9 protein-coding genes, 5 pseudogenes and 1 other annotated feature are annotated in these 14,201 nt (G+C 60.4%); of the genes and pseudogenes, 2 read left to right on the plus strand and 12 right to left on the minus strand.

The features are described 5' to 3' along the window. Position 1: 1 nt before the first annotated feature. Positions 2–469: pseudogene (locus tag SALB1_RS00005) on the plus strand (DDE-type integrase/transposase/recombinase); the annotation flags it as partial. An 85-nt stretch (positions 470–554) separates the two neighbouring features. Here the strand turns inward: SALB1_RS00005 and qatD are convergent. From qatD to SALB1_RS00060, 10 genes and pseudogenes are all read right to left on the minus strand, one after another. Then, positions 555–1,304: a Qat anti-phage system TatD family nuclease QatD gene (gene qatD, locus SALB1_RS00010; RefSeq protein ID WP_109991991.1), complete on the minus strand. Its 750-nt coding sequence runs from the start codon at positions 1,302–1,304 to the stop codon at positions 555–557. 1,525 nt (positions 1,305–2,829) lie between these two features. Then, complete coding sequence (gene qatB / locus SALB1_RS19765) at positions 2,830–3,594, minus strand: Qat anti-phage system associated protein QatB (RefSeq protein ID WP_370453205.1); 765 nt, start codon at positions 3,592–3,594, stop codon at positions 2,830–2,832. 407 nt (positions 3,595–4,001) lie between these two features. Then, on the minus strand, positions 4,002–4,340 hold the full coding sequence (locus tag SALB1_RS18600) for a hypothetical protein (protein WP_145961198.1): 339 nt from the start codon (positions 4,338–4,340) through the stop codon (positions 4,002–4,004). A gap of 8 nt (positions 4,341–4,348) precedes the next feature. After that, entirely contained in the window at positions 4,349–5,341 is a 993-nt protein-coding gene (locus SALB1_RS00030; RefSeq protein WP_109991995.1) for a P-loop NTPase fold protein, read from the minus strand. Next, positions 5,262–5,528, minus strand: coding sequence for a P-loop NTPase fold protein (locus SALB1_RS00035; RefSeq protein WP_158590551.1), 267 nt, complete (start codon positions 5,526–5,528; stop codon positions 5,262–5,264). Before SALB1_RS00035 ends, SALB1_RS00030 begins: the two co-directional genes overlap by 80 nt. Before the next feature lie 74 nt (positions 5,529–5,602). After that, positions 5,603–6,826, minus strand: a pseudogene (locus tag SALB1_RS00040) (IS3 family transposase). Continuing rightward, positions 6,430–6,548 (minus strand) — a sequence feature (AL1L pseudoknot). It overlaps the preceding pseudogene by 119 nt. Positions 6,827–6,873: 47 nt before the next feature. Next, positions 6,874–9,822, minus strand: a complete 2,949-nt coding sequence (locus tag SALB1_RS00045; RefSeq protein WP_109991997.1) for a TrlF family AAA-like ATPase — start codon at positions 9,820–9,822, stop codon at positions 6,874–6,876. A gap of 56 nt (positions 9,823–9,878) precedes the next feature. Then, positions 9,879–10,748 (minus strand): nucleotidyl transferase AbiEii/AbiGii toxin family protein, encoded by an 870-nt coding sequence (locus tag SALB1_RS00050; protein ID WP_109991998.1) that lies wholly within the window; start codon positions 10,746–10,748, stop codon positions 9,879–9,881. Next, the gene (locus SALB1_RS00055) at positions 10,741–11,358 is read right to left on the minus strand and encodes a type IV toxin-antitoxin system AbiEi family antitoxin domain-containing protein (RefSeq protein ID WP_109991999.1); all 618 of its coding nucleotides are present in this window, start codon (positions 11,356–11,358) and stop codon (positions 10,741–10,743) included. The genes SALB1_RS00050 and SALB1_RS00055 overlap by 8 nt, the downstream gene beginning before the upstream one ends. 176 nt (positions 11,359–11,534) lie before the next feature. Further along, positions 11,535–11,951: pseudogene (locus SALB1_RS00060) on the minus strand (ATP-binding domain-containing protein); the annotation flags it as partial. Positions 11,952–12,048: 97 nt separating this feature from the next. Here SALB1_RS00060 and SALB1_RS00065 point away from each other — a divergent pair. Beyond that, entirely contained in the window at positions 12,049–13,287 is a 1,239-nt protein-coding gene (locus SALB1_RS00065) for an ISL3 family transposase (RefSeq protein WP_199678594.1), read from the plus strand. Between the two features lie 24 nt (positions 13,288–13,311). On the opposite strand, the pseudogene SALB1_RS00070 reads toward SALB1_RS00065, so the two are convergent. Beyond that, positions 13,312–13,623, minus strand: a pseudogene (locus SALB1_RS00070) (helicase); the annotation flags it as partial. A gap of 145 nt (positions 13,624–13,768) precedes the next feature. Next, a pseudogene (locus SALB1_RS19770) lies at positions 13,769–14,196 on the minus strand (transposase). Between the last annotated feature and the right edge of the window lie 5 nt (positions 14,197–14,201).

Raw genomic sequence — 14,201 nt, forward strand, 5'->3', positions numbered from 1 at the left:
CGGCTTTGTTTATGCAGCGTTTGTTATCGATGCGTTCGCGCGTCGCATTGTCGGCTGGCGCGTTTCGAGCGCCCCCAACACGGGCCTCGTGCTCGACGCGCTCGAGCAGGCCATCCATGACCGGCAACCCGGCCAGCGCCTGATTCAGCACACCGACCGCGGGGTGCAATACCTGTCAATTCGCTATAGCGAACGCCTGGCGGATGTCGGTATCACCCCGTCGGCCGGCCGCGTCGGCAGTTCATACGATAACGCGCTGGCCGAGACCGTGATCGGCCTGTTCAAGACGGAAGTCATCCGTCAGCACGACGGGCCGTGGCCTCACCTTGCCGCCGTCGAGTTCGCGGTGCTGGACTGGGTCGACTGGTTCAATAATCAGCGGCTGTTCGAGCCGATCGGTGATATGCCGCCGGCCGAGGCTGAAGCCAACTTCTATGACACAATCGCCGGGTCTGCCAAAGTGGCATGACTCAAACCCACGAGTCTCCGGTAAACCCGGGCGGTTCACTACTTAGCTTAATCTAGCCATTCGTCCCCCCTGAGGAAAAACGACCTTAATCGCTCTGCAAGAGCCTCTTTAAATTCGACAAAATCTTCGCGCGCACTACCTCCACCGGCGATCCCGCACAGGAGGCGATCATTTCGACGGCACGGCCTACGTCGCCTGGCTTGATCGGTTTGTCATCGCGAGTAAGGAAAGGCCCGTCTGTCTCGGTCAGAACACGGTCGATCGGTATTTCGCGTATTACGCGCACACCGCTCGCGGAGGCGAGCATGCCCTCGTTCACAGAGAAATAGCAGCCGCGATCAACGGCCCTACGCACAGCAGCCTTACTGCCAGTGAACCAATGCAAGACGACGCCTGCCCGATCCGGCGGCAGATGCTCGTCAAGCATGTCCAGGATGGGCTTCGTCGCCCTTACGCTGTGCAGACTCAGGATCTTATTGCCTTGCTCCGCACAGGCTCGAAGAATCCTCTCAAAGATCAACCTCTGCAGCTCGAACGAGCGATAGTGAGCGGGTCCGCGATCAAGCCCGACCTCCCCGACGTAACGCGTCCGCGGCAAGAGACTCTCGAACAGGTCGATCTCCAGGTGCCGGTCGGCGACGAGCTGCGGATGTAGACCGAGCCCAACCCTCACGAAGTCGCTGTCCGCGGACAGTTCGACGTTCCTCTCAAACGCCTTCGGGTGTGTCGTGACGGCCAAGGTCGCCACGCGCAAGCGATCGCAGGTCGCGATCGCTTGCGCGAGGTCTGGATAAAGGTCGAGATGCGTATGGAAGTCCACGTAATCGGGCCGCATGGTCAGCCGCCCGGCCGTGCCCGAACACCCCTCAGGAGCTCGGCGACTTCAAGGACGCCGCGTCGAAACAGCATCGGCGTAGTCCTGTATCGCGTCGGCTCGTCATGAAGCGGGCCGGGCTTGTGGACCAGGATCTTCGCAAGACCTGGCTTTGGCATTGATCCGCTTGGCCATCAGTTTGGAACGATCGGATGTGCTCCCCCTCAGGCTGGTCGGAGGCCAGAACTTGCCCTTTCAGATGCTCAACCATGTAGAGCGTCTCATCGTCTCCATCAAGGCCAACCTCAAGCGAGGCTCTACGGTATCAGGCACGGGACGCAGTAGCCACAGTGCCGAGGGGAGAGCTTCTTGGTAGCGCGCCTTCGCCGGCGATGAGCACGACATGGAGTTCGCCACTATCTTCTCTAGGAAAGCCTTGTCCGCAACGTTAGCGACCATCTCGCCCTTCGTCATGTGCCTGTATGGGTTGTTCAGTTCGACGTCGAGGGCGAGGGCCTCGATGAGCCTCTGCTACTCGCGATGAAGTGCGGATGCGCCGTTCGCGTGCTCAGCGCCCCAAAGCGCAAGGGGTTCTTAAGGGTACATTGAGCGCGATGAGGCCGTTCTCCGGTATGTCGACGGTGATCCGTCCATCGATCGCGCCGACGCAGCCAGCGTCGCCAGCGAGTAGAAGAGGAAGGATCGTCCCCTCTGCGTATTCTCCGTCTGCCCAGTGGTGAGATGGTGCTTGTCGAACCGAGCCTCACCCGAAGGCTCTTGAAGGCTTCTTTGCCGAACCGGGTTTCCAACCGGTTAAGGACGTAGGCCTGGGCTTTCGCCGTCTCGCTGTCCCAATAATGGCTGACGAAACAGTGGACGCTACTCACCGCCGCTCAGAAGATCGACTGCGCCGACGAGAACTATCCAAACCACCGGACAGCAGGCTGACCTTCGTCAGTCCATCGATCGCCAAGCGCTTTGGAGCAATAGCGAGGATCTTGGTCCTGCTCGTCCGGTCACGGAAGAAGACACGCCACCGATCGCCGGTGGAGGAAGCGCAGCATCGCCTCGATCGATCGTGCGCCTCGCGGTCCAGGCCGAGGGGGCGGACACGGGGACGTAGAGATCGATCTCCCTTGTCCAGCCGTCCTGTGCGTTCAATTTTCGAGAGACTCTCGTATCGCCGGCGTTGACGAGCGCCGCGAGGACGACAAGGTCGATACCCTTCTCCGGAAGGTGTGTAGTCCGAGGGAGGCGAGTTGGTCCAGTGGCGTGACCGATGCCGAAGCCCATGCGCCGGTCACCAATCCAGGAAAATCGATCTCGAATACGTCAGCGTCAGGCTGGACGGTTTCCGACGCTACTCGTGTCGTCGGGGCCGAGCCGGCCGATCAGACTGAACCTTCTCATCCGTCATCTCCCCAAGGCCTTGACCAAATCCGAGTGCGGCGCCATAGAGATCGGTCGACGAAGCTATCGACGACGCACGCCATCAAGATCGCTCAGATCGGTTTCGCGCGCGTCGAACTCGTCGCGAACGCAGCCCTCATGAAGTCCATTTGCAGCATGGCCTGCGCGCGTTCGATCTCGCGCGACATCCGAAGGCCGCCGCGATGGCGTTGGTCCCGACCTCGTTCAAGGATCTTGCCTCGATCGACCGGCTCACCACCCACGATAAAAAACTCGCGCAGATTTGTCCGCGGAGAGTTTCATTCGAAGTTGCCGACGCCAGAGTGCGCAAGTCGGCGACCGTCTCAAGCATCGCGTCCCTCGCGATCGCCTCGTCGATGGTTCCGCCGCGGGACACAGCATATCCGTCAACGCGACGAAACACGTCCTCGGCGGGAGCGCCCGCCATACCCTCAAGGTTGAACCGCCTCAGCGCTTCTGCCGGTCCTTGGTTGGCGAAACTCCTTGCGAGGCCGGCCACGCCGCCGGCCATAGCACGGGAGTTGGGCATACGGCTCGCCGTAGACCGTCCGCCGCCGCTGGCTCGCACATATCTGCCGGCACCGCGCCTCAGTGCTCGCTCATCGGACGTTCGCGCCCCCCTCGTCATGTTCCCGCGCGCGCCGCCAAGACGCGAACTCGCCGGGATCCGATGGTATGGGTGGGTATGACTGCGCCCGGTGTTGCGCCGGGCTGGGCGAGCGGCGTCTCCCCATTTCTGATCCGGCCCACCGATCCCGTCGCCGTCCGCGGAGTCCGGCTCGGCGCTATCGGGCGCGACCGCGGGTGGCGAAGCTGGTTCATCGACCCAACTTGGAACCAGTCCGTTCTTTGAGCCGCCGAATGTTCCCGAGGTTCCCATCAGGGGCGCTTCCGCTTGCTGGAAAGTTTCATCGCCGCAGTCGCCGCCGCCCTCAGCTGCTTGTTGTCATCCTGGTCAGCCCATCCCTTGAGCGTCGTCGCAAAGTCCGATGCGACTTCGGCTTCACTGAACACTGACGCCCAGCCGCTGACCACCCACGGGCCGAGCTTGGAGATTGGAAGATCCTGCACGAAGGAGAGCAGCGGCCGCTGCAGGAAGGGGTGTTTGCCGCGCGATTTCGGCCAAGCCCTTCACGCCCACAGGCTCTTGGGTCAGGTCTTCTGCGTCCCTGACCTTGGCGCGCAGTGCATCAAAGACCTGCTCAGCTTCGATCGACTGAAGGCGAGCGACTTCCCGCCGCGGCCTGCTTCACCTGTAGGGGCGAGCCCTGAAGCTTCGCGATAAGCTCATCCAATTCGCCCAGGGAAGTGACTGCGCCGAACACGCTTCGCCGGTCCCGGGTTACGAAGACGTATGGCCTGAGATCGTTCTCGGCGAGCGGCGGATCGATAGCGGCCCACTGCTTCGCCCATTTCGAGGTTCGGCCAATCGGGAAGGGAGACCTCGGCGGGCAGAGCCTTCTCCTTCCCTTTTTCCGATTTCGCTTCCTGGTCAGGAGGCGGGGCCGCGACGGCGGCTTCAAGCGCTGCCAGCTCCTCCGACGCACCGGTGTTCGCGGAGCCGCGCGCCATCGCGTCGTAAAGCTCCGGGGCGAAACGCTCCGCGAGCATGATCTTGGCTAGCACCGAGATGTTCAGCTCGTCGCGGAAGCCGCGCTCTTCGGCGATGGCCAGACGTAGGCATCATCGTGTTGATGAAGCGCTTTATTTGCCTTGGATTGCCCCGCGCACCTTCCGCCAAAACCGGGCGCGATTCGACCGGCTAACTCCATCGCCCGCTCGACCTCGGCCGGGACACCGCCTAAGGCCTTCTCGACCGCCTTCCGATCAAGGCCAGGGCCCTTCCATGGGCGACGCAATACCTCGCGCGCCAGCTCGGTCAGCTTCTGGAACTCGCCCGACTCCTCGCCGCAGGCGTTCAGCACCAAGAGCAGAGTCACGTAGATCCGCGTTTCGGCATATCCGAGCGAGGGTAGACGGAACGGAACCTGGATCAGTTTCTCGAGATAGTTGCGGGCGTAGGTGGCCGGCCCAGTAGCCACGGGCAGGTCCGGGAAATGCTGCCGCACGGCGTACTCAATCATCCCCTCATCCGCCGCGATGACGAAGGCCGCGCGCGGTACGAACAGGAACAGCCTGATCGCTTCCAGCGTCTCGATTGCTGTGTCCGGGAGGCACCTATCAAGGTCGTCGACGAGGACGATCAGGCGATCAATCCTGGCGTGCTCCAAGAGTTCAGCAAACTCCTCCCGGAAGGCATGCATCTGTTCAGACGCATTGTCCTCGGCGACTTCGCGCAGAAACTCGTTCGAACCATCTACAAGTGCGGCGACGGTCTCCCGCGACACATCCTCGGCGCCTTTACTGATGAGACTCCGCGCAGCCGCGCCCAGATCCCTGATCGTCTCGGGGTGCGGAATCCCGGTGGCCAACGTCAAGCCATACGCCCCCGCCTTGCGCGCGAGCTTCATCCAGTCGACCCGCCTCAAGACCTTCTTCGCCTGCTCGGCGACCTTCTGCGACGTGGGGCGCTTGTGACGCAGCTCCTCAACGATCGTTTCGATCAGGACCGCCTTCGCGTCTTCGAAGCCCTGGAACAGCCAGCCGTTGAACCGTACACAGAGCACGCGGTCGTCGTCGGAAAAACGTCTCCTCCACCATCATGAGGACGCTGGATTTGCCGGCACCCCAGTCGCCGTGGACGCCGACGCTCAAGGGTTCGTCCGACTTCTCGTTCACCAGACGGACTACCGTCTTGGCGATCGCCTCGTAGTACAGAAGATCGACCGCCGTCTCATTGTCGGCGACGATCATCTGTCGAGCCTCACACGCAACCGTCTCGCGCGCTCTGAACCGCCCCGGGTTTACCGGAGACTCGTGGGTTTGAGTCATGCCACTTTGGCAGACCCGTCGATTGTGTCATAGAAGTTGGCTTCAGCCTCGGCGGCGGCATATCACCGATCGGCTCGAACAGCCGCTGATTATTGAACCAGTCGACCCAGTCCAGCACCGCGAACTCGACGGCGGCAAGGTGAGGCCACGGCCCGTCGTGCTGACGGATGACTTCCGTCTTGAACAGGCCGATCACGGTCTCGGCCAGCGCGTTATCGTATGAACTGCCGACGCGGCCGGCCGACGGGGTGATACCGACATCCGCCAGGCGTTCGCTATAGCGAATTGACAGGTATTGCACCCCGCGGTCGGTGTGCTGAATCAGGCGCTGGCCGGGTTGCCGGTCATGGATGGCCTGCTCGAGCGCGTCGAGCACGAGGCCCGTGTTGGGGGCGCTCGAAACGCGCCAGCCGACAATGCGACGCGCGAACGCATCGATAACAAACGCTGCATAAACAAAGCCGTGCCGGGTCGGGCAGTACGTAAAATCGGCCACCCAGAGCCGATCGGGTCGGGCGGCTGTGAAGTCACGCTGGACGTGGTCGCCCGGGCTCGGTTGGTTGGGGTCGGAAGTGGTCGTTTTCGGCGTGCGCCCGCGCACAGCGCCTTGCAAGCCCATCTGACGCATCAGACGCTCGACCGTGCACCGAGCCACCGACCAACCCTCACGCTGCAACTGCAGCCAGACTTTGCGGGCGCCATAGACGCAACGATTGGCCTCCCAGGCCTGCTGGATGGCGTCGCTCAAGACCCTCTCACGTCGGTCCCGCTTCGAACGGCGAGCCGGGTCGGTTTGCCGGGCCTTGGCGGCATAGTAGGTCGACGGTTGCGATCGGCAGCACACGGCAGATCGGCCCGACACCGTAGACCCGGCGATAATCGTCGATGAACGTCACCATCACTTGTGTCGGCGGTCCGAGCTCCGCCTGGGCAAAATAGGCCGAAGCCTTGCGCAGGATCTCATTGGCCCGTTTCAACTCACGGTTCTCACGCTCAAGCGCCTTGATGCGCTCGCGCTCTTCCGTGCTCTGGCCATTGCGCAGCCCGCGGTCCCGTTCGGCCTGGCGAACCCAACTGCGCAGCGTCTCGGGCGTACAGCCGATCTTGCCGGCGATCGAACCGATCGCCGCCCACTGCGAGCTGTAGTCCGCCTGATGCTCAAAGACCATGCGAACCGCTCGTTCACGGACTTCCGGGGAATAAGGTTTCCGCTGTTTCATGCTCCAATTCTCTCAAGAGTTGGAGTCTCCAGCATTCCCGGGGCGGTTCACTCCTGAAATGCGGCCTCACCACCCTCGAGAACGTCGCAAACCTCCTTCCTGATCTCTGCGTTTTCAAGGCCTCCGGATCGATAGGTGATTGGCGGCAATGCTTCATGGGGATGCGGACCAGCTTCCGCGATGATGATCTGATCGGCATCGGTATTGATCACAAGATTCGCGTTGTGCGTGACCATGATTACCTGGCGATGTGACTTGGCTTCAATGAACAGCTGCACCAATTCGTCGAAGACCGATTTGGGGTCCAGATTCTCTTCCGGCTGGTCAATGAGAAGTGGCCGATCATCCTTGTCGTCCAGACCCAGGTAGAGAAGCAAAAGGACAATCCCTCGCGTTCCCGGCGAAAGCTTCCGGATGTCGACACCGTCGTACTCGATGCCGTACCGGATATCGATATGGTCCGTACCGAACAGCCACTGAGCGAAACGCTTCGACCATGTGCGAAACTCTGCCTGGTCAGTTCGCGCCACTGGCGAATGATCCAGCAAGTCCTTCTGGTAAAGCCGTCGGAACTCAGCCATCGCTGCGGTCACCGCAGCAGAATCCCCGGTTTCCCAAGCATCTCGCAGCACCTCGTTGGCTTTTTGCTGAAGCGTCCCTTTTCCACGGAAGGCACCGGTCTTTCTCAGATCAATAAGGCCATCTTCAGCCCCCTCTGCCCATCGCTCCACATCTGCAATGCGTGTGACAGAGAAAGAGAGCTTTTTCAGAGTTCCTGAAGATGCGGTAAGCCGCGCCATCAACGGCGCGTAAAGCTCCTCCAGAACCGATTGCTCAGCGACGAGCGCATCGAACGCCCTGCCATAGGCTGCCTCACGATCCGCCTGCAGTTGGCGAGCGCGGTCCTTGGCTCCTTTGGCGTCATTCAACTTTCCCGTTAACGTTTGTAGTGCCGCGGTCTCGGTCGTGATGTTTTTGGAGAGCGCGGCATAGCGGCGTTGTGCGTCCTTGTCGGCATTGACCAGCTTCTCCAGCCGCGCCATCTCCGCTTCCAGCACCGCCTGTGTAAGTGTGCTGAGATCAGTGTCATCGGGGAAACAGGCAGTGTTCGGGTCACCCGGCGGCGGTGCTGTTCCCTTGAGCTTGGTGATCTCGCCATCGACCCATTTCACATAGCTTGTGAGATTGTCATCGACCGGCCCCGTATAGTCGATCAGGAACGCGGCCCATTGGTCTTCTGACATTCCGCTGTGCTCATGGCGCGCCTGGGCTTGCCGAAGCTCCTCGGGCGCCTGGTTTCGGCGCATGTCTTTCACTTCGTCCTGCATGGCGAGAAACGTCTGCCGCTGCCCCGTGAGTTGACGAAGCTTTGCTCGGACTTGATTGGCGGCACCGGCCAAGTCCGTATGTCTCTGTGCTCTCTTCTCACTACCTTTCGATACCAGCTTGGCACGGTCGGCCGTATAGGCGTCCACCAGCTTCTTCTTCTTCGCCACCTCTGCCTCGTAGCTAGCGACGAGTTTCTCCTTCTCCAGTTCTGTGCTGATGCGATCAGAAATCTGGGCAACTGCTTCAGCCTCCCTGGCGCGAGCGAGGCGATGCCTTGATGCGCGCTGCTCCAACAACTCGGCAAAGTTCAACGCACCATCTCGGGCATCGTCGGAATGCGCCTCGAAAATCACGCGTTCGATTTCACGGAGGAGTCCGTCTGTCAGCCCGTTTGAGGAACAGAGCTCTTCGACAAACTGCTGAGACAGATACCGCACGCGTTCGTAGCTGGCCGGCCCGTTGGCGTCCGAACCATCAAGCGCGCGCGTCTCGGATTCTCCAGCCGCCCACTTCACCTCGACTTTTGCGTCTCCGACAAGCGGGCGTGCCCGGACGAGAAAGGATGGATTTGCCCACTCGTCAGCCTTCCAGGCCTCCTCCGGGATCGAGTCGCAGCCGGCCGCGATCATGTCCGCCAGTGCTGTTTTTCCGGATCCACGGGCTCCGATAATTGCGACCAAACCCGGATTGAGCGGTATAGCAGGCGTCTTTATCCACGACGCGTCTAGAACTTCGATCCCGGAAATCACTTGAGAAGGCGTTGCGGACGCCGGCGGTTCGCTCCCAACATGCGCACGGTCCGCAGGATCGATACATGCCTGGCGCAGCGAGTCGAATTCGAGCCCACCCTTGATCCAAGAGAAGCGATCTCCGAACGGAGAAGCGACACTCTCAAGATCATGAGCATCGCTTCCATGAAGACAAGGCTTGAGACCACCATACATCTTACGAACTTCATCGGCAGACATCGAAGGCTTGCGGCCCAACCAGAATTCCCGCTGAGCCTCACTGCTAGCGAATATCACGTGGGCAAAGCCTTCGATCTCGCGCCGGATGGTTTGATCGGCGGCCTCTCGGACACCCGATGTTCCGTCGGTTGATCCGCCTGCCACGCCGATCAAAATGTTCTTTTTCGCCCAACCGCTCTCGGCATACACTTCCCGCAGTTGTTGGAAGTTGACCTTGAACTGACTCACTCCATAGGCAAGTGCGGCGCCATCGTCGGCGATGTTTGGGTCTGCCTTCTTCCCCAGCCTAATCAGATCGGCACGCGTGCAATCGAAGCGATCCTGCATTGCGTTGAACTGCAAGCGTGACAATAGCCGTTGCAGCTCATCGATGTGCTGTGGATCTTCGGGGCTCACAAACAGGTGCAAGTTGACGAAGCCGCCCTTTAAAGTTGCGACATCGAGCCTTACCTCCACATTGGGAAAGATGAGTGTGGCGTCCGGGAGTCTTCCCGCATCCCGGTGTCGCAAGACTTCCCGATAGGTGTCGGTGACGTAGTAGTCGGTGACGGCGATCGCCTCGATGACTGGGGTCGCCTGTTCAAGCGCCGAGAGGTAGTCCTCCCATGCATTTGGCCCGCTGAACTGGTTGTTCATGACGGTGCCGGGTGCATGGATATGCGGTTCCCACCTCCGCCATTCCGATCCGCGATTCAGCATAAGCCCCTCTCCCTTTTTTTATTTCCGAGTTTTTCAGCGCCATTTCCGCTTTGCCACTATTGATCCAGTTCGTTTTCCCGATTGGCCCGCGGCATTAAAAACCCAGAAATCTCCTCAAGAACTTGTGCGAGAGGTCCGGGATCAATTGCAACATCCTCGACGAAAGCACGCCACTGTCGCTGCTTCTGTTCATCTCTTGCAAATGCCGGCGAGAGCGCATCGGGCGGCTCGGTCGGAATCGCCGTCTTGCGCCGCACGAACGTTGCTGCGATCGCTTGTGCAAGCTTGTCATTATCGAAATCAAACGACCGGCTGAGTATCCAGATGTCATAAAAATCCTTCATCCGGCTGTTCGCACGCCCCAGCGCCACCATCGCCTGGAACTTCTCGGCAATGACCGTCTCTCGCGCATAGGCGCGCAGCCTCGGCGCGGGGAGATCCAGCATGACCGGATAGTCGACGACTTCAGCTCCGGGCTCCAGCGCATCCCCGAAACCGATATCGATCGTCAGGTTGACCCGGGCGCCTCCGACTGAGGCGATGCCGCGTAGCCGGAGACCGCCATAGTCGAGCTCTTCGCGAATGCGGTCGACACGCAAGGTTTCAGAATCGAAGACGACACCGTCTTCGGCATACTGAGCGAGGATGCCCCGGAACGTCGCCAGCATCGCCTCCTCACTTGGATCGCCGAAACCCAATAGATCGAGATCGCGCGTTCCGCGGTGCGGATCGTCGAACCAGCTCATCATCAGCATGGCACCTTTCAGCACGAAGCGATCCGCATAGGGTGATTGGCTAAGCCGGAATAGAAGACGCTCCAACGCGAAGCGCGTGAGCACAAGATCGAAACTCTGTCCGTTCGCCTTGGAGAGCTTGAGAAGCCGGGCGCGCACGGAGGCGCCGATATTCTTGATCTCCTTAGCCATTGGTGGTCAGCGCCTCCAGGTAGGGGCGGATCACGGTGCCGACCCCGCCAGTATCCGCCGCCCTGGCGACCTCGGCCGGCGTCGCCTTGCGTTGACGCAGAGCTTCCTGCAGCCCTTCGAGCGCGACGGCGAGACCTATCTTGCCGCGATGCCGGAAGCAGTCGGCGACGGTCTTCGCCACGCCGAACACCTTCACCGACACGCCCTCGATCACATGCGTCTCGACGCTTTCGACGAGCAGATCATCCGAGAAACGCAGCACACGAATCGGCATATCGCTTGGCTTCGGCGTCCAGTCGTTCCGGCCGATTGCCATCCACACCTTTTTCGGTAGCTGATCCGTGATTCCATGAAAAGCGAGTGCCGATACGAGGCAGATCACGCCCTTGGGAAAACGCTTGGCCGCTTCGGCAAGGCTATGGTTTGTATCCAGCTCGGCATCGGGAAGCTGGTAGAGTCCGCGCGCCAGGCGGATCACCTCGCCATCCCTCTCCATACGACTGACCGTTGCGGCGGTCACTCCCGCTTCCCGGAGTTCCACAAGGCGCAGAATCCCATGCGTCGCGAGGAGATCGCGGGCTATATCGCGCTGGGATCGCATCTGGGTCATTGATATGTATTCTCACACCTCAAGATCTATAGTGTGTGGTTTTATATCACATGGAGCGACAAAGAAAAAGATGAAAGCACCGTTCAAGTCGCCGCTGGGCTTTAAGCCAGACCGCTAGCGAGGGGCGTCTCTCTCCGGAATCCACACTAACAGGGGGGAATCGATGCCCCTGTAACTCATCCATTGACCGGCTTAAGACCACGACGGCTAGCGAGAAGAGCGATGTCCTTTGGGTTGGCGCTACGGCCGAGGCGCTGTAGAACACTTTGCTGCGTCTCGGGTGTCCAGAAGATCCGCAGACGCTCACGTGCCCGAGTTATCGCTGTGTAGAAGATGCTATGTGTGATGTCGTCTTCATTGGCATCAGTGATCACGATCTTGACGGAGTCGTACTCGAGGCCCTGTGCCTTGTGGATCGACACGGCGTAGGCTACCTGGAACGGCACGGTTGTATTGAGCGAGTCGTCGTCTTCGTCGCTTGTGTCGTAGTCGTACACCCTGAAGCGAACAGTCGAGCCGCGAATCCATTCGAGTTCATCACCGACGACGCCGAATTCGCTGACTGGTCGGTCAAGCTCGACATCAAACTGAATCGGCTCTTCTGCACTGACATGCGCTAGAGAGGGATGACTGCCGCCGACAAATCCGTTTCAATACAAGCTCCTACACAAATACAGAAGGGGTTTGTAGATGGCGGCAACCATCCCAAGTTGGATTGTTGGTCTGCGCGGGCAGTGCGTCAAGGGCGTGGCGTGGGACGAAGCTCGTGGCACGCTGGTGTTTCACTGCGACCGCGATCGCCGCTTCGTGCCGGTGGATCACCGGAGCGGCGCACGAGGCACCGTCAATCGACGGCTGCGTCGCGAGGTTCAGGATCTGCCGATCTGGGGCCGCTCAGTGACGCTCTCGATCGCGTACTGTCAGCTCAAGATCGGGGCGACGGATCGCCGTATGGAACGGCTGTCGTTCGTCGAGCCCGGCCATGGCTTCACACGCCGCTATGCGCGGTTTGTCAGCCAACTGGCTCGGCATATCAGCATCGCCGCCGTCGCGGCTTACACCGGCCTGGCGTGGCGTACGGTCAAGGCTATGGACGAACGGGCGTTGACGCGTGATCTGCCGGCTCTGGATCCTGGCGCACTGACCGGCCTGCGGCATCTGGGCGTCGACGAGGTCGCCCGCGCCAAGGGCCATGATTATCTGACCATCGTCTACGACCTCGAGTCCGGCGATCTGGTATGGGTCACCGAGGGCCGTCGCAAGGCCGGCCTGACGGCGTTTTTCGATCAGCTCGATGAGCCCGTTGCCCAGGGCATCGAGGCCGTAGCCATGGATATGTGGAAGCCCTTTGAACAGGCGGTGGCCGAGGCGTTGCCGAACGCCGCCATCGTCTTCGATCGCTTCCATGTCATGCAGCAGTATTCGAAGGTGATCGATACCGTCCGCCGAACCGAGTTCAAGCGGGCAACCCACGCCGACAAGCAGGTCTTGGTTGGCAGCCGTTATCTGCTGCTCAAAAACGCCGAACGCTTGAGCGATAGCCAGGCCGCGCGACTCGATCGGTTGCTCGCCGTCAATGGCCCGCTCAACGCAGTCTATGCCTTGAAAGAACAGCTCCAGCAACTGTGGCACGCCCCAGCGAGCTTCACCGTCATGGGCCAGCGCCTGGATGCCTGGTGTGCCTTGGCCGAGGCCACCGGGCTGGCCCCCATGAAACGCTTCGTGGCGATGCTACAGCGGCATCGCACCGGGATCTGCAACTACGCGGCCCACCCCATCACCACCGCCCGACTCGAAGGCGGCCACGTCGCGATCGGGTTGATCCGTAAACGCGCTCGCGGACTGCTCGATACCGAATACTTCAAACTCAAAATCCGGCAAAGCGCAACGCCCGAACCACCCCTTGGCCTGTACGCTCTGACCGGATGATTGGCTCAAACCATGTCACAAGAGCCACTGAATCCAGCCACGATCATGCCTGATATCGACGATTCGACCCTTCAGATTATTGTAAATCACCGGTCGAAACCGCTCGGTCTCGTTGAACAGAACAGGATCACCGATCTTGTACGTGAAAGCCCGCCATGAGATCGCTTCACCGGGGTTGCTGCGCTGCAGAAATCGGTTGACATTGTTGATGCCGTAGAGACCGTCATAGTTCAGACACAAGGTGATCTCGTCCTGGCCATTGGTCTCAAAAAGTGTCTTGTCGAGCACGGTTGAGTATCTATTACGGGCCATAACCTCGGCGATGTCTTCGTCTATGGCGCTGCTGAAATAGAAGCCAAATTATGTCCCGAGACTCGTCTGCCGTAGGTTCGGATTCGGGCCTTGGTCATTTTCTGTCCAATTTTCGGGCTTGCAGGGTGCGAATCCCGGCTTTCAGACGCAGTTCGGCTACGGAACGCGTTCATGCGGCCTCCGATGCGGCCATCCGCATCAGGTTGTAACTGGCAAACACCCGCTTGGCCTGAGCGGCGACCCGATCCAGTCCACGCAGCATCGTCTGCTTCAGCGGTCGGGCGTATTTCCCCCAGCCGAATGGGGTCTCGACGCGATGGCGGGCTTGATCGACCACCGCGTCCAACAACCGACCGGTCACCGCGCCATCGATCAACTGCTGGCGGTTCTTGGTGAACGGCGTGGCGTCCCAGACCGCATCATCCAGCGATAGGCCGACGAACCAGCGAAAGAGCACGTTGTATCGAAGTGCTCCACGAGCTGGCGCTCGGAGCGGATCCAGTACAGGATCTGAAGTAATAAGACCCGGATCAGACGTTCCGGGGCGATGCCCGGGCGGCCCGTGTGCGAGTAGCTGACCGTCAGCGTGATGTCCATCGAGT

Source organism: Salinisphaera sp. LB1 (assembly GCF_003177035.1).
Taxonomy (GTDB): domain Bacteria; phylum Pseudomonadota; class Gammaproteobacteria; order Nevskiales; family Salinisphaeraceae; genus Salinisphaera.